Genomic DNA, 15520 nt, shown 5'->3' with positions numbered 1-15520 from the left:
GCTGTGATGCTCGCTACGCTCGCGTGTAACGCGGCTACGGCCGACGTAGTCGGTACCACCGCGAGGAACGAGCACTACCGTGAGCGTGAGCGAACACTACCGCGATTCTGATTTATCGGAAGAGCACTTTAATTAAAAGAAGATATTGACATGGAGCAGCAGGGATGGAATGTAGGAACCTCTTCACAACAGAAGGGGCTTGCACAGAAGACAGAGCAGGTTATTCTCGTGGGTTTGGTTACGCGTGACCAGACAGAGGATATGATTACCGAATATTTGGATGAATTGGAATTTTTAGCCCTCACTGCTGGTGCTAAAACAGTTAAGCGTTTTATCCAAAAAATGGATCACCCTAACCGCCGGACTTTTGTTGGAAAGGGGAAGATGGAGGAGATCGCAGAATACATCGAAACGCACGAAGATATTACCGCAGTCATTTTTGATGATGACCTTTCTGGTAAACAAACCAATATCCTAGAAGAAGAACTGAAGGTGAAAATCATTGACAGGTCTTCGCTTATCCTGGATATTTTCGCTCGACGAGCACAAACGGCTCAGGCGAAAACACAAGTAGAACTCGCCCAGATGCAGTACTTGCTGCCCCGCCTACGAGGACTTTGGACTCACTTGGAGAGACAGCGTGGTGGTATTGGTATGCGTGGACCTGGTGAGAAAGAAATTGAGACGGATCGTCGTATCGTCCGCGACAAGATTTCGAAGCTTAAGAAGCAGTTGGAAAAAATTGATCAGCAGAATTCAACACAACGTAAAACGCGTGGTGAATTGATCCGGGTAGCACTTGTGGGGTATACGAACGTGGGCAAGAGTACCATCATGAACTTGCTTACGAAGTCGGAAGTATTTGCGGAAAACAAACTCTTTGCAACACTGGACACTACGGTGCGCAAAGTCGCTTTTGATCGTACGCCCTTCCTGCTGTCTGATACGGTAGGGTTTATCAGAAAACTTCCTCACCATTTGGTGGAGAGCTTCAAATCTACGCTGGACGAGGTTCGCGAAAGCGACATTCTTTTACATGTGGTAGACCTGGCGCACCCCCAGCACGAAGATCATATTCGTACCGTCAACGAGACCCTTAAAGAACTAGAAGCATTGGAGAAGCCTACGCTGATGATCTTCAATAAGATAGATTTATATCGTGAGAGAAACTACGACCTCTACCTCGATGATGAGGTGAAGGAAGAAATTGAATCGGGATTGAAGCAACGCCTGGAAGCACAATTTGATCAGGAAAGTGTCTTGGTATCGGCAATTACCAAAGAGAATATTGACACGCTGCGTAGTAGAATGATGGAAATGGTGAAAGCACAATACCATGTTCGTTATCCTTACATTGCAAAACAATGGTAGAATTGCTGCTGTTGTTTTATTAGAGTTCTTCAGTACGACCCAAATAAGATGAAAAACATACTACAAAGCTACGCCCAACTTCTCGTAAACTACTGTTTAGAGTTGAAAGCGGGAGAACGTTTATATATCAGAACCACCACTTTGGCAGAAGATTTGCTCCGCGAAGTTTATCGCGAGGCAGTTCGTGTAGGGGCTCATGTGGAGTATGAGTTAGAGTTCAGAGAGCAGAGCCGTATATTTCTGGAAACCGCCAATGATGAGCAGTTGAAGTACATTTCTCCGCTATATCGCCAAGCGATGGAGGAGTTTGACGCTTACCTTTATATCCGTGCGCCTTTTAATTTACGGGAGGGGCAGCAGATAGATCCTGATCGTCGCGAAATTAGACAACAAGCACTTGCAGATCTTTCGAAGACTTACTTTAGCCGTACGGCAGATCGTTCGCTAAAGCGGAATCTTTGTCAATTTCCTACCCAGGCTGCTGCTCAGGAAGCCGGGATGTCTTTGGAGGAATATCAAGACTTCATTTATGGGGCTTGCCGCCTCTATGATGAAGACCCCATTGAAAGCTGGTTGCAGGTTAGAAAAGATCAGCAACAGATCGTTGATCGTCTCAATTCTTGTCAGGAAATCCGTTATCGCAGTCCTCTTTTTGATATCACCTACCGCACGGATGGGCGGATTTTTATGAATTCTGATGGTCAAACCAATATGCCCAGCGGGGAGGTGTATACTTCGCCCGTAGAGGATTCCGTTAATGGAGTGGTCCATTTTGATTATCCTGCCATTTATCAAGGAGAAGAGGTTCAAGGAGTAACCCTCTGGGTGAAAGATGGCTATATTGATAAATGGGAAGCAAAGCAGGGCCAAAAGGTACTTGATCGTGTATTCCAAATACCAGGTACCCGTCGGTTTGGAGAAGCTGCCATCGGTACGAATTATGGAATTAATCGGTTTACCAAGAATATCCTTTTTGACGAAAAAATTGGCGGAACCATCCACATGGCTATTGGGCAATCTTATCTCCAAACAGGAGGCAAAAACCAGTCAACGGTTCACTGGGATATGATTGCAGATATGACAAAAGGGGGTGAAATCTACGCGAACGGTGAAAAAATTTATGAAAACGGGCAGTTTGTCCTTTAAATCCTTATCTTTTTGCCCGTGTTTAAGGGACGTAAGGCTAGTTTTCGTCGGAAAGTACTTAATGGATTTAAAATTTCTGGCTACCTTGCGTATTCATTAGCATTGCGCAAAAAATAAAATGAAGCATTCTCTGAAGTTTCTCAAATAGTCAACACGTTTGAAGTGTATCACTTAGTTACCTATTTGAAAAGCGAATCTTCATTTGTTTTTGTGCTGTTTTTAACCAAATGAACTGGCAAATAGCACCCGAAAACAATTACAGTAAACTGAAACACAACCTCAAACCGTGAACAGGAACATCGCATTTTTGGAATTAAAGTATGGCAATATTTACGGAGGGTACCCAAACTTCTACGCCATCAGTGAAATCTCCTTGTTGGTTTTTGAACAAGGCTCTAACCGAATTTTTCTTGAAAGCTGGGTCAACAGCGCAAACGTTGATGTTGTCAATGTATTTGCCCAGACCAATGAACTAGGCCATACCATCGGACGTGGAAAAGAAGTCATCAATATGCGGACCCGCAGACGGTTCCGGTTTGATGAAGAATTCCGCCTCGAAGAACATGATCTTTCTTATGCTTTCAGAAACTTGCGCTCTACGAAGATGGCTATTCGGAGCTTCTTGTTGCGCAATTTCAAGAAATACCGTTTTGAAGATATCGTTGTCTTTGATGGTCGCCGAGATATTTTCTTGTGCGAACGCGCTGGAGTAGACTTTGGCCGTCATCAGATCATTGATATCCAGAAAGACCTTAACCGGGAAACCGATTATCTGTTTAGCTTGAATAAGTTGGCAGTAGTAATTGGTTTTGAAATGGACCGTTCTTACTTGCGTTCCAATAATCTGGAATACTGGCTGCACCCTATCGCTGCCCGCCAGTTGATGCCCAAGTCAGCAGCTTTTGATGCAGCTCGCCTGATGATGATTTTCAACGAATATACAGAGCACCATGACGACTTCTTGATGAAGGCCGCCTTGTTGCTTAATAAAATACAGAACTCGAAAGAGGAAGAAGAAAAGAGAAAGGCGGCTGAAGCTGGACCTGAATCAGAGGAATAACCCTGTGGTTTTGAACCTTTTCTACATATCCCGAATATTAGCTTAGTGGCTGGTATTCGGGATTTTTCTTAAAAAATACGCCATACTTTAGGAGGCCCTCATGAGGGGAATAAAGAGACAATAATATGAGCAAAGGGAAGATTTTAGTGACTGGAGGTTGTGGTTATATAGGTAGTCATACTATCGTGGATTTGATTGAAAATGGCTATGAGGTAGTTGCTGTAGATAACCTTAGTAATGCTGATGAATCTGTCCTGAAGGGTATTGCTGAAATCACTGGAGTAAATGTAAAAAACCATGTGGTTGACCTGGCCGAGCGAGAAGCTACTGTACGCTTATTTCAGGAAGAAGCCTTTAATGGTGTCATCCATTTTGCAGCGTTGAAGCACGTAGGTGAATCGGTCCATCAACCTGTTCGTTATTATCAAAACAACCTCAATAGTTTACTCAATGTCATTGAAGGCATGCAGGCGACGGGTTGTCAGCACCTGATTTTTTCTTCTTCCTGTTCCGTCTACGGTAATACAGACGAACTACCGGTGACGGAAAAAACACCTCGCCAGAGTGCGGAGTCACCGTACGGTCGCACTAAACAAATGTGTGAAGACATCCTTTTTGATGTTTGCAAAATAAGCCCCGACTTTCAAGCGGTACTCCTTCGTTATTTTAATCCAGCAGGAGCACACCCCAGTAGCCTGATTGGAGAAGCACCTTCTAACCCTGCTTCTAACCTTGCGCCCGTTATCACTGAAACGGCCATGGGCAAGCGTAAGGAAATGATGGTCTTTGGCAATGATTACAACACCAGTGATGGCAGCTGTGTGCGGGATTATATTCATGTAGTAGACCTTGCTCATGCCCATACGCTGGCCTTGGATTACCTTCGAGAAAACCGCCAAGCGAGCAACTGTGAACTTTTTAATCTCGGCATCGGAACGGGCGTAAGTGTACTAGAAGCGATTCATGCATTTGAGGAGGTGACGGGCATAAAGCTCAATTATCGTATCGGTGATCGCCGTGCAGGAGATGTTGTTTCTATCTATGCCAATGCAGATAAAGCTAGCCGAGAGCTAGGTTGGCAACCTAAGTACAATATTAAAGATATAATGGAGACGGCGTGGGCTTGGGAGCAGAAGCGGTAGATTTTATCACATAGTCACATAGAGCTGTTATGGAGTCAGGTGTGTGTATTTTCTCTGTGTCTATTGTGGTGAAAAGGATGTGTGTTTCGATTTACTGCATTTATACATTTCTCCTTTCCCAATAATTCTGCTCATCCACTTCGTCGAGCAAAGCGAGGTAGTTGAAGTAGCGCAATTCACTAATTTCTCCTTCTTCGATAGCCGCTTTTACAGCACAGCCGGGTTCGTTGCGGTGAAGGCAACTTCCGCCGAAGCGACAGTCACTGGATGCGGCAAAGAATTCCCTGAAATTGTGGGCTACATCAGCTAGTTCGAGATAATTGAAAGAGAGGTTCTTTATACCCGGCGTATCGATCAGTAAGCCCCCGAAAGGCAGCTCAAACATTTCTGCAAAGGTCGTTGTATGCTGGCCTTTGCCACTATAATCACTGATATCACCAGTACGTAAATCCAAATCAGCTGCGATGGCATTGATTAGGGTAGATTTTCCAACGCCAGATTGACCACCAATGAGGGTCGTTTTGTCTTTTAAGAGCACTTTTAAATCGTCTAAACCATGCCCTTTGGTTGCTGAAAGGATCAAGGTTTTGTAGCCAATATCTTCGTAAACGCCTTGGAGGTAGGCAAGCGTGTCGATATCTTCTTCTGTATAAACATCCACTTTATTGAAAGCAATGACTGTGTCAATATTGAAAGGCTCCGTCATTAGCAAAAAGCGATCAATAAAACCTTGCTTAAGCTTTGGCTGAGCAATGGTCGTGACAATGATAGCTTGATCAATATTACTGGCAATGAGATGGAGGGAGTGCTTCTTGCGGGGAGATTGGCGGACAACATAATTGTCGCGCGGCATGATCTTTCGAATAGCACCGGCTCCTTCTTCATCCACATCGGTCTCTACTTTGACTTTGTCTCCAACGGCAATCGGGTTCGTAAGTCGTTTGTCGTCTTTGCGGAATTTACCACCAATGCGGCAGGGGATGATTTGGCCGTCTTCCAGACGGACATTGTACCAGCTTCCTGTTGATTTTGTAATTATACCGTCTTGCAAATTATCGGAGATAAGAAAAGTTCTGTGTAGAGATAAAAAACAGCACAAAAATAAGCTGATCCATCGTTTTTCAAAAAGTAGGCTATCAAGCGTGTCAGCTTTTTGGAAAACCTCAGAGATGGTTCAATTTGTTTTTTGCGCAATACCAGGACTGAATATAAAGGTATAACAAAAAAAATGAGGCAACCGTTCCGATTGCCTCCTAATAACCCCAAAAAACCAAATGAAAACTATCTTTGAATAAAATTCTTCGTATTGATGGATTCCGTGATTTCCCGGAACCGCAACAAAAAAAAGATGTTTTAAGGAGAATCCCAAAAATTTTAGCGAATATTTTTCAAACGAAACAGTAGGAAATTTTTACATCGTTGAGTGTTAATACATTGTAAATTATTTATTTTCTTGTAGGTACATCTGTATACCATTCGCCGGCCGTAAAGTAATCAAAGCATTAGCCTTAATCCCTTGGTCAGGAATAAGTTGGAACGAAAATCGACGTAGCCAGGCAGCTATGACGAGTTGCATTTCCATCATCGCGAAATTATTACCAATACAAAGACGAGGGCCTCCTCCGAAAGGAAAGTAAGTAAAAGGTGCCTGAGTGTCCTGAAAACGATCAGGGCGAAATTCTTCGGGATCATCCCAATACTGGGCGGTATGATGAATCCCGTAAATAAAGGGAACAACAATGGTGCCTTTAGGAATTTTTACGCCCCCTATTTCATCGTCTTCCAGCGCTATTCGGTCTGTGATCCAAGCTGGAGGATAAAGTCGCATTGATTCCTTAATGACATTCGTCAAGATGGGCAGGGATCGAAGTTCTGTGAATCCAGGAGGCCGACCTGGGGCAACCTCTTCCAATTCATTTCTCAGTTGTTCTTGTATTTCTGGATGCTTGGCCAGCAGGTACAGTGTCCATGCCAAGGCATTGGCGGAGGTTTCATGCCCAGCAACAAAGAGAATCCCTGTTTCTTCTACCAGCTGTTGTTCCTCCATGGGGAGGCCAGTATCTTCATAGCGTGAGTCCAATAGCATCTGCAACAGATCATCCCGGGAGGCACCACTTTCTTCTCTACGTCGGATAAACTGCCGTTGCATATCGAGGATATCACGGGAAAGGCTCAGATTACGTTCTCGCTTGCCCGTCAAGATGTACCACCAGCGCAGGAAGGGAAGGCGTACCTCTTTGATCACGTATTCCTGGATTTGGGTGATCTTGTCCCCTAGTTGGTTCAATTCTTCTTCCACCACATCTTCGCTAAAGATTGCTCGCCCTACAATGCGAAAAGTGATGCGTAGCATTTCTTCGTAAATATCGATACCGCTCTCTTTGTTCCGTTGGCAGAGTAGGTCTAGTTCCTGGTCAATTACACCTTGCATGATGTTAGTGAGTGCAGCCAAGCGATCACGGTGAAAACCAGGTTGAATCAGGCGTCGTTGCCGTAGCCAGGAACTACCGGTGTTGGTTAATAAACCGCGCCCTATATATTTGGAGAGTACATCCGTTTGGATAGGAGATTTTTCGTAGCGGCGATGTTGTTTTTGGAGTACATGCTGGGCTACTTCGGGGTCGATAGTGACCAGCGACTTGGAAATACCCCCGATATAAAGGTAGAAGGTGTTTCCGTAACGTTCGGTATATGCCTGTAGGCCAGCAATAGGATCGTGTGCGAAACTGAGTGTAGTAGGCAGCGACACAGAACGGGGGATAATAGGGATGTCAGCCATTTTGGTAGTAAAAATACCTTATCTTCCAAACAAAAAAAAACGCTGGTATGAATACCCTTCTTAATTACACCTTCCTTTTCGTGCTTACGATTCTGGGATTAAGTTTTCTTTCCTTAAGTCCTGTTTTTGAGGCCACAACTACAAACCTTTGTACTGCTAATGAAGCCGGAATACGACCTGTACCGGCGATGATTAGCGTGCCCGCAGGGACGTTCCGGATGGGGGACAATTTTGGTGATGGAAGCCTCGATGAAAAGCCATCTCACATGGTAACGATTAGTGCTTTTGAGATTGGTAAATACGAGCTTACGTTTGCCGAATATGATCGATTTTGCACAGCTACAAACCGTCAATTGCCCAGGGATGAACGTTGGGGGAGAGATCAAATGCCAGTTATTAATGTTAGCTGGTATGATGCTGTAGCTTATTGTAATTGGCTGAGTGAGCAGCAAGGTTATACCAAGGTGTACCGGGTAGAGATAGAGGAAGCCTTTGACGGCTCGGACATGAAAGTCTTTTATTCCGATTGGGAAGCGAATGGCTATCGTTTGCCTAGCGAAGCAGAGTGGGAGTATGCTGCCAGCTGGAGCAATGCTTCGGAGAAAACTACCCGCCGTACTATTCGTGCTAGTGAACGCTATGCCGGCACCTCTTCGGATCACTTGTTGGATGAATTTGCTAATTTTTGTGATGCCAAATGTGGTTTTCGTTGGAAGACCACTCCTCGAAACGATGGTTATGCCCATACGGCACCCATAGGGCAGTTTTCACCAAATGAACTGGGGGTTTATGATATGAGTGGCAACGTATGGGAATGGTGCTGGGATTTTTATGATGGGGAGTATTATAAAGATTCACCAAAAGAAGATCCCCGAGGGTCAGATATTGGAGGTTATCGGATTGTGAGAGGCGGTTCCTGGAGAAACCTTCAGCCAGAGGTACGCTGTGCTTCTCGACAAGAGAAATCACCAGGCAAGGGTAATTTTACGACAGGCTTTAGATTAGCGCGTACAGTTAATTAGCGAATTTTCGCAAAAAGAGATTGATTGGTCTTTACATTGTGGGTAGAAAGCCTTAAATTTGTAGCGAATTTTCGCTGAAGGGAAGCACCGCAAAAATAAATTGGCACATTTGTTTTTTGCGTAACAAAAGACCTTTCAAGGATTCATGTTCTTTTTTTTGCTTGAAACGACTAAATAAAATTGACCAATGGCTGAAGTAGCAACCTCCGAAAAAACACTTCGTGGCGGAGAATTCCTGGTAAGAGATACCCGTCCTGAAGAGATTTTTATTCCTGAAGAATTCAATGAAGAGCAGCGGATGATCCGCGACATGGTTCGTGATTTTGTTGAGGGCCATATTTTTCCCAATAGTGAAAAACTGGAAAAGCAAGAGGACAATATTGCTGTAACCTTACTGGATACGATAGCTGAATTAGGCTTGTTGGGTACACATATGCCCGAAGAATATGGAGGAATGGCTTTGGATACCAACACGAATACCCTTATTTGTGATGCAATGGGCCCTTCCGGAGCGTTTACGGTTTCTTATGCTGCGCATACTGGCATTGGCATGTTGCCAATTTTATATTTTGGTACAGATCAGCAGAAAGAGACATTCTTGCCTCGCTTGATTAGTGGAGAGTTAAAAGCTGCCTACTGTCTCACCGAGCCGGGGTCTGGTTCTGATGCACTTGCTGCTAAAACGCGTGCCGACCTGACAGAAGATGGTAAGCATTACGTTTTGAATGGCCAGAAGATGTGGATTTCTAACGCTGGCTTTGCGGATATCTTTATCGTATTTGCACAGATTGACGGCGACAAATTTACCGGCTTCATTGTGCCTCGTGATAGTGAAGGATTGTCTCTTGGAGCAGAAGAAGCTAAGTTGGGGATCAAAGGATCATCTACCCGGCAGGTTTTCTTCGAAGACGCGAAAATTCCTGTAGACAATGTTTTGGGAGAGATTGGTAAAGGTCACCTTATTGCGTTTAATACCCTGAATGTTGGGCGTTTCAAATTGAATGCTTTATGTAATGGTGGTGCGAAAGAATGCATTACGAGGTCTGTTAACTACGCTAACGAACGCCACCAGTTTAAGCAGCCTATTTCTAATTTTGGAGCTATTAAGTATAAGTTAGGAGAGCAAGCTATTCGGGTATTTGCAAGTGAAAGTTCTCTATATCGCACGAGCCAGTTGATGCAGGACTGGAACGAAAATCTTAAAAAAGAAGGCATCGGTTTTGGTGAAGCCAAATTGCAGGCTGCTGAAGAGTATGCCATTGAGTGTGCTTTACTTAAGGTGATTGGTTCTGAGGCACTGGATTATATTGTAGATGAAAATCTACAGATTCACGGCGGAATGGGCTACTCTGAGGAAGGCACCGCAGCACGTGCTTACCGCGATAGCCGGATCAATCGCATCTACGAGGGTACCAATGAAATTAACCGTTTACTGTCTGTGGATATGTTTTTCCGTCGGGGAATGGCTGGTGCTTTCGATATGGTAGGTCCAGCTTGGGCAGTGCAGAAAGAATTGGCGAGTATGCCTTCAATGGAGCAGCCAGAAGGTCCTTATGGGCAAGAAGTGAAAGCGGTATCAGAATTCAAAAAAATTCTGTTGATGGTAGCTGGTGCTGCAGGTAAAATGCAGATGGAAGGTAAACTGAACCTGAAAAAGGATCAAGAGATTGTCATGAACCTGGCCAACATCCTACTGGATGTATTTCAGGCAGAAAGTACACTGCTACGCGTACAAAAACTGGCAACGATGGACAATAAGCCGCAAGCTCAGGAAGTGTACGATTCAATCTTGAAAGTGTTAATGCACGATGCTACAGCACGAATCAATAAGGAAGCATCTGACGCGGTAGCTTCCTTCGCAGAAGGCGATTTGCTGCGCACCTTCCTAATGGGAATCAAGCGCTTTACGAAGTATCCGCCAGTGAATGTAATGAAAGAGCGTCGTCAGGTTGCTGAGGCTTTGATAACAGCTAATCAGTACGCTTTTTAAGAAATAGACTTTAGGTCAAATAGTCGCTTTAAGGAAAGCCCCGACATTATGTTCGGGGCTTTTTTATTTAGAACGTCTTGCGAAACTGACCACGCTGACTCCAATAGATCGTACTAAATACCAGTGTGAATAAAAGGATCATTAACCACGCTTCACCATTTTGTAAAGGAGAATGCACCAATGCCAGGGTGTCCAGTATAGGTCCCTGTGGATGCAGTAGAGCGTCCCAACTATTCCAGCGAAGTACGCGGCCGAGGTAGATTCCCAGGCCACTAAGTAGCAGCGTGCTGATTGTAAACGAATTAGCCCATCTATTGGAATAATGCTCGCGCAAGTAGCTACGTAACCCTTCCAGCGCACGAATCCCCAGGACTAAGCCCAAGTAAGCAAAAGTAAACAGCAACAAGGCATCAAACCATAAAGGGATACCCGGCCGAACCCTCAGATGAATCAAATCAGTCATGAGGTAAGGCGCATTTGGGAAGAATAATAACCATGCGGCTAGAATTCCTCCTTGTATCCATCGTTTACGAGGTATGTACGGAAGAAGGTACAAGAGCCCCAGTGGAACCCATGCGAGTATCAGGTTCCAACCGAGGAAGAGGAACCGTAAACGTGGCCATGTTCGCAAGGTTGAATAGCTTTCAATATCTCCTTCTTGTAGATAAAAGATTCGAAAAAAAACGAGACCTGAAGCCAGCAGGCTTAAAAGTAGGAGTGCGCGTTCTTTGTGGAAAAAATGCTGGAGGAATGATTTCATTTTTGGTGGTTTTTTGGGTTAAAGAATACTTTTTCGTAAAGCTAAGCTTTGGGTTCTACGCTTGGAAAGCAGTGTTCGCTCACGCTTGCGGTGGTGCTCGTTCCTCTAGGCAGTGCTCGCTAAAGCTCGCGGGTAACGCGGCTACCGCCGACGTAGTTGGCACCACTGCAAGCGCAGGGTAGCACCACCGTGATTCCGAGAACCGGAAGAGCACTCCCGTGAGCGCGAGCGAACACACGCTTAATACTCCGCCCCCTCTGCCTGCAACTCACCACCAGCTAGGAAATCCTGTAAACCAACAAGGTTTTCGCGTAGTAAGTACTCATAATACCAATGGTGGAAGGTGCGTAATTGTCGCCCTTTTTGGAATGCACGCCGAAGCCGCCCCCAGTATTCAGGAAAGAAAGCTGCACCCGTAAAGGCGGCCAAGAATGCGTAAGCGCTTCGTTTACCATTACCCAATAAGCACCATTGCAACTCTACTTCCTCGGGCGCGGTGAGGCCATATTCCAGCATCACATGGAAAACGTCATGATTTTCAAAACCAGGAAGAAGATCAAGTTGATTACTTGTTAGGAATTGACCTACCCGCTGGCCAAGACTTCCCGGAGGAAGTTGTAGCAAATCATCCCGGTTGAGTTGCCACTGCGGGCGCGACCGAGCAGAAATACGCGCGTAGATAGGGTATGTTTTTTCATACATAAAATGGAGAAACTGGCTCCGAAGCCCATAGAGCGGAAGCCGTACAGAGAGGGTAGACATGATATTGAAGTTTGTAACTGGACTTTTAGGAAGCCGAGTCTAGTTGTTTAATGTTTTTTGATACTCCTGCCATTGCTGGTACTGTCGGTATTCACTCCAATTCCAGCTGCGCCAGTCTTTGTTTTTCCAATCGCTTTCCAGTCGATTTCCTCGACGGGTAAGTGAATTGATCCGTAGTTTATCGGACAGCATCGTGTTGCCTTGGGCGGTATTTAGTAATGGAGTGAGGTTATTGTCTAATCGATTTACTAGATGGTGGATATCAGGGTTTTCCTGATTTAGGTTGTAGCGCGTAATGAGTTTGTCCCAATTGACACTAGCTGCAAGGAGTAGGGCAATCATTACGGCAGTGGCATTGGTTTGGAGTAGAAAGTAAATGGTCTTCGGGCCTTTGACTTTTAAGTACATCGTAAACAAACCAAATAGTACCAATGCCAGGAAGAATACGACCGTAATTCGGCCATGGGCCAAGGCGTAATGATGGATGTAATGGCCATTTCTAACCCCTACTGACAACGCCAGAAAGGCATTCTGTCCTAACCATAAATAGGCCAACTGCCGAAGGCGTTGGTTGTTGGTAAAGAAGTTGAGGTTCGCCCGGAAAAAGCCTAGCACAACCAGCATTGCCAATACAATAGAGAAGATCAATAGCCAGGTTCCTTCGTGAACATAGGCGCTCAATTCACTTGCGGTGCGTTCTTGGCGAGAAAACCAAACGAAGACAATATCCAGTAGATTGATGATGCCAAGAAGGACATTTAATGCGGTGAACGTGAGCAACGCGCTTTGGTATTCTTGTTTCAGGGCCATCGTCCTAGCAGGCCAAACTCTTTTCCGTTGTCGCTCCAATGGATAAACCCAATTGGCGACCCATTTATGCAGTGGTGCGACTCCTGTTCGGTATCCCAAAAATGCAGCTATAAATGCCCATCCTAGAAGGAAAACAAAAAAGCGAGACCAGTCAATATCCAGCTGGAATAAGGCGCCCGCCCATTCTAATAGTTTGTCATTAAAAGCACCTAATGCCGTATTGGCTTGACTATAAATCAAGTAAAACGGAGGTACGATCAAAATAGGTAGTAGGAGCAGGCGCACCTTTCGCCAGGAGGGCAAAAAGGAATGCTTATCGCCTAATTGTTCTCCCAAGTGACGGATACTGAGCCACCACCCGCCGAATAAGGCTCGAATGCTTTCGAGGATACCAAAGACCCAAAAACGCACCTGGATTTCTTGAAGGTAACCCAGCGTAATAAAGCCAAAGAGCCAATAAACGACCATGCTTAGCGAGGAGTTGTGCCAAAAGACCCAAAAAGCGGATAGGCACCAAGCAGCTAAGAGGTATTTTACTTCTGATCGAGCAAAGGCTTTTGGCTTGGCCCAGGGAATTACCGCTGTAATAGATACACTAAAGAGCAGCACATTTAAGCCTAATTGAGCTTCCCATATGAGCAGATGCCACCAGATGGCTAGCAGGATAATAAGCAATGATTTCTTCATCTAAAAGTACTTTGTTTTTCAAAGTTAAAAGGCAGCACAAAAATGAATTGAGCATTCGTTTTTGGAATAGATGGCTAAGCGATTAACTTCAAGCGTATCAACTATTTCAAAAACCTCAAGGAAGGCTCAATCTGTTTTTTGCACAATGCAATGGATAAAAAATAGATAATGTCTATTTCTAATCTCCCTTTTGTAGATTAATAATTTTTTCCAGATAGGCTAAGTGATCTAAAAAAGCAATCCGGCCTTTTTCTGTAACCTTGTAACTGGTATTGGGCCTACGGCCGATAAATTGTTTACGAAGTTCTATGTAGCCTTCTTTGTCTAAAGCTTTCAGGTGACTGGCCAAATTGCCGTCACTGACTTCAAGGTTATCCCTGAGGTGGGTGAAATCGACCCATTCTGTGACCATCAACATCGACATAACCCCTAGGCGTACCCGGTGGTCGAAAGCTTTCCGTAGATGTGTGATGAGCTCTTTCATGTTCCTTGTTCGTATTTCAAATACATCATGATGCCATAAACAATGTGCAAAACCCCAAAGCCAATGGCCCAAAGTAATAATCCCCAGCCGATGAAAAATACACCAATACAACCCAGTGCAATTTCGCATAGCCCCAAGTAGTAAACATCCTGAAGGGTAAATTTACTGCCATTTACGAGTGCTAATCCATAAAAAATAAGGGTTGCAGGGCCAACAAGCCCCAAATAACCGTGAAAAAACAGGGCTAGACAAAAAATGCCTCCTGCGACAAGCGGTATCGCCAAATGAAGTAAAAGCCGCTGGGTGAGGGCATCCCAGATGGCTTGGCCTTTGCGATGAGCACGCCTAGTGGTAAAGTAAATGCCACTAGTGAGGGCACCTGCAAGTACAAAGCCTGCGTCTAAAATGTAAAAAGTTAGTGGCGACCATCCCCAAGGATGTGGCTGGTTGGGCCAGTAGTGTAGCGACGGTCCGTAACCATCAAGGCCTCCTGCTACCAAATACCAGTGGGCCATTACGGCTCCGGCCAAGGCAAAAATACCTGCGCCTACTCCTGATAAACCACTCAGACCAATAAATTTACTGGTGCGTTCCATCATCCGATGGATATCGCGTAATTGATCTAATGGCTGGTGAGGATATTGACTCATAAAGTACTTTGAAATGCAAAGTAAGTCGTTTTTTTATTAAGAATCAAGTAGGGGGCGAATTTATTTATTAGAAAGACTTAATTTTAGCGGCTTACCAAGTTTAATTTGTTGGCTTTAAGCTTTGGTGTTTAGTTTCCAAGCTTGGTAAGGAGTGTTCACTTACGCTCGCGGTAGTGCTCGCTAAAGCTCGCGGGTAGCGCGGCTACCGCCGACGTAGTCGGCACCACCGTGATTCCGATTTTATCGGAAGAGCACAAAAAAATAAACAATTATGAAAACTATCCTCAAACCTACTTCCGATCAACACCCCGATTGGGCATCTGTATACATCAAGCATGTACCTGATGATGGTAAGGTGCTGGACTTCTTAGCCGAAGGATTAAAAGAAGTAGTCGCATTAGTCCAGCCATTGACAGACGAAGCGTGGAATTACCGTTACGCTGAAGATAAATGGACCATCAAGGAAATGTTGGTACACTTGATGGATGCCGAGCGAGTGTTTACCTACCGTGGGCTGTCGGCCGCTCGTGGGGATAAGACGTCTCTTCCTGGGTTTGATCATAATGCCTATGTACCGGTATCACGTGCCAATAAGCGAATGGGAGATGATATTTTGGCGGAGTACCAAGCCCTCAGAGCTGCAACGATTGCTTTTTTCCAAAACCTTGATGAAGAAGCACTTAATACCATTGGCGAAGCCAAAGACCAGCCATGTAGTGCTCGAGGTATGGTGTACATGATTGCCGGCCATGAACGCCATCATTTGCAAATTTTGCGGGAACGCTACATTAATATTGCGCAGAAAAGAAAATACGATTTTTCTTAGGTTTTTCAGATAGTTAAAACACTTTAAATGA

14 protein-coding genes are annotated in these 15520 nt (G+C 44.8%); 7 read left to right on the top strand and 7 right to left on the bottom strand.

What is annotated here, in order from left to right:
* Positions 1–150: 150 nt before the first annotated feature.
* From hflX to galE, 4 genes are all read left to right on the top strand, one after another.
* The gene (hflX, locus tag ACRBG0_RS19485) at positions 151–1371 is read left to right on the top strand and encodes a GTPase HflX (protein ID WP_431488529.1); all 1221 of its coding nucleotides are present in this window, start codon (positions 151–153) and stop codon (positions 1369–1371) included.
* A 48-nt stretch (positions 1372–1419) separates the two neighbouring features.
* Complete coding sequence (locus ACRBG0_RS19480) at positions 1420–2517, top strand: aminopeptidase (protein ID WP_431488528.1); 1098 nt, start codon at positions 1420–1422, stop codon at positions 2515–2517.
* A gap of 286 nt (positions 2518–2803) precedes the next feature.
* Positions 2804–3577, top strand: a complete 774-nt coding sequence (locus ACRBG0_RS19475; protein ID WP_431488527.1) for a hypothetical protein — start codon at positions 2804–2806, stop codon at positions 3575–3577.
* Positions 3578–3702: 125 nt separating this feature from the next.
* Positions 3703–4719 carry a UDP-glucose 4-epimerase GalE gene (galE, locus tag ACRBG0_RS19470; RefSeq protein ID WP_431488526.1) on the top strand — a complete coding sequence of 339 codons (1017 nt, stop codon included), beginning with the start codon at positions 3703–3705 and terminating at the stop codon, positions 4717–4719.
* Positions 4720–4819: 100 nt separating this feature from the next.
* Here the strand turns inward: galE and rsgA are convergent, their stop codons facing one another.
* Together rsgA and ACRBG0_RS19460 are read right to left on the bottom strand one after the other, a co-directional pair.
* A complete protein-coding gene (gene rsgA / locus ACRBG0_RS19465; protein ID WP_431488525.1) occupies positions 4820–5770 on the bottom strand; it encodes a ribosome small subunit-dependent GTPase A in 951 nt (316 codons plus the stop codon).
* Between the two features lie 390 nt (positions 5771–6160).
* The gene (locus tag ACRBG0_RS19460; RefSeq protein WP_431488524.1) at positions 6161–7498 is read right to left on the bottom strand and encodes a cytochrome P450; all 1338 of its coding nucleotides are present in this window, start codon (positions 7496–7498) and stop codon (positions 6161–6163) included.
* A 47-nt stretch (positions 7499–7545) separates the two neighbouring features.
* Here ACRBG0_RS19460 and ACRBG0_RS19455 point away from each other — a divergent pair, with 47 nt between their 5' ends.
* Together ACRBG0_RS19455 and ACRBG0_RS19450 are read left to right on the top strand one after the other, a co-directional pair.
* On the top strand, positions 7546–8520 hold the full coding sequence (locus ACRBG0_RS19455; RefSeq protein WP_431488523.1) for a formylglycine-generating enzyme family protein: 975 nt from the start codon (positions 7546–7548) through the stop codon (positions 8518–8520).
* Positions 8521–8707: 187 nt separating this feature from the next.
* Positions 8708–10510 carry an acyl-CoA dehydrogenase family protein gene (locus ACRBG0_RS19450; protein WP_431488522.1) on the top strand — a complete coding sequence of 601 codons (1803 nt, stop codon included), beginning with the start codon at positions 8708–8710 and terminating at the stop codon, positions 10508–10510.
* A gap of 67 nt (positions 10511–10577) precedes the next feature.
* On the opposite strand, the gene ACRBG0_RS19445 is transcribed toward ACRBG0_RS19450, so the two are convergent.
* The 5 genes from ACRBG0_RS19445 to ACRBG0_RS19425 all read right to left on the bottom strand — a co-directional run bounded on the left by ACRBG0_RS19445 (position 10578) and on the right by ACRBG0_RS19425 (position 14663).
* Positions 10578–11270, bottom strand: coding sequence for a DUF1361 domain-containing protein (locus tag ACRBG0_RS19445; RefSeq protein WP_431488521.1), 693 nt, complete (start codon positions 11268–11270; stop codon positions 10578–10580).
* 240 nt (positions 11271–11510) lie between these two features.
* The gene (locus tag ACRBG0_RS19440; RefSeq protein ID WP_431488520.1) at positions 11511–12032 is read right to left on the bottom strand and encodes a hypothetical protein; all 522 of its coding nucleotides are present in this window, start codon (positions 12030–12032) and stop codon (positions 11511–11513) included.
* Positions 12033–12071: 39 nt separating this feature from the next.
* A complete protein-coding gene (locus tag ACRBG0_RS19435; RefSeq protein ID WP_431488519.1) occupies positions 12072–13529 on the bottom strand; it encodes a DUF4153 domain-containing protein in 1458 nt (485 codons plus the stop codon).
* A gap of 178 nt (positions 13530–13707) precedes the next feature.
* Complete coding sequence (locus ACRBG0_RS19430; RefSeq protein WP_431488518.1) at positions 13708–14013, bottom strand: winged helix-turn-helix domain-containing protein; 306 nt, start codon at positions 14011–14013, stop codon at positions 13708–13710.
* Positions 14010–14663 (bottom strand): hypothetical protein, encoded by a 654-nt coding sequence (locus tag ACRBG0_RS19425; RefSeq protein WP_431488517.1) that lies wholly within the window; start codon positions 14661–14663, stop codon positions 14010–14012. The genes ACRBG0_RS19430 and ACRBG0_RS19425 overlap by 4 nt, the downstream gene beginning before the upstream one ends.
* Positions 14664–14934: 271 nt before the next feature.
* Between ACRBG0_RS19425 and ACRBG0_RS19420 the strand changes: the two genes are divergently transcribed.
* Positions 14935–15489, top strand: coding sequence for a DinB family protein (locus ACRBG0_RS19420; RefSeq protein ID WP_431488516.1), 555 nt, complete (start codon positions 14935–14937; stop codon positions 15487–15489).
* Positions 15490–15520: the final 31 nt, after the last annotated feature.

This window comes from Lewinella sp., assembly GCF_050633125.1.
In the GTDB taxonomy this organism is placed as follows: Bacteria; Bacteroidota; Bacteroidia; order Chitinophagales; family Saprospiraceae; genus Lewinella.
Note: the sequence above shows the minus strand (reverse complement) of the source record. Positions and strands in the feature narration are given on the sequence as shown.

Bases quoted from the DNA above. Each gene is read 5' to 3' on its own strand.
- ACRBG0_RS19430 (WP_431488518.1), bottom strand. From the start codon at position 14,013: ATGAAAGAGCTCATCACACATCTACGGAAAGCTTTCGACCACCGGGTA.
- ACRBG0_RS19445 (WP_431488521.1), bottom strand. From the start codon at position 11,270: ATGAAATCATTCCTCCAGCATTTTTTCCACAAAGAACGCGCACTCCTA.
- ACRBG0_RS19455 (WP_431488523.1), top strand. From the start codon at position 7,546: ATGAATACCCTTCTTAATTACACCTTCCTTTTCGTGCTTACGATTCTG.
- ACRBG0_RS19435 (WP_431488519.1), bottom strand. From the start codon at position 13,529: ATGAAGAAATCATTGCTTATTATCCTGCTAGCCATCTGGTGGCATCTG.
- ACRBG0_RS19450 (WP_431488522.1), top strand. From the start codon at position 8,708: ATGGCTGAAGTAGCAACCTCCGAAAAAACACTTCGTGGCGGAGAATTC.
- ACRBG0_RS19460 (WP_431488524.1), bottom strand. From the start codon at position 7,498: ATGGCTGACATCCCTATTATCCCCCGTTCTGTGTCGCTGCCTACTACA.
- ACRBG0_RS19425 (WP_431488517.1), bottom strand. From the start codon at position 14,663: ATGAGTCAATATCCTCACCAGCCATTAGATCAATTACGCGATATCCAT.
- ACRBG0_RS19420 (WP_431488516.1), top strand. From the start codon at position 14,935: ATGAAAACTATCCTCAAACCTACTTCCGATCAACACCCCGATTGGGCA.
- ACRBG0_RS19440 (WP_431488520.1), bottom strand. From the start codon at position 12,032: ATGTCTACCCTCTCTGTACGGCTTCCGCTCTATGGGCTTCGGAGCCAG.
- galE (WP_431488526.1), top strand. From the start codon at position 3,703: ATGAGCAAAGGGAAGATTTTAGTGACTGGAGGTTGTGGTTATATAGGT.
- ACRBG0_RS19480 (WP_431488528.1), top strand. From the start codon at position 1,420: ATGAAAAACATACTACAAAGCTACGCCCAACTTCTCGTAAACTACTGT.
- hflX (WP_431488529.1), top strand. From the start codon at position 151: ATGGAGCAGCAGGGATGGAATGTAGGAACCTCTTCACAACAGAAGGGG.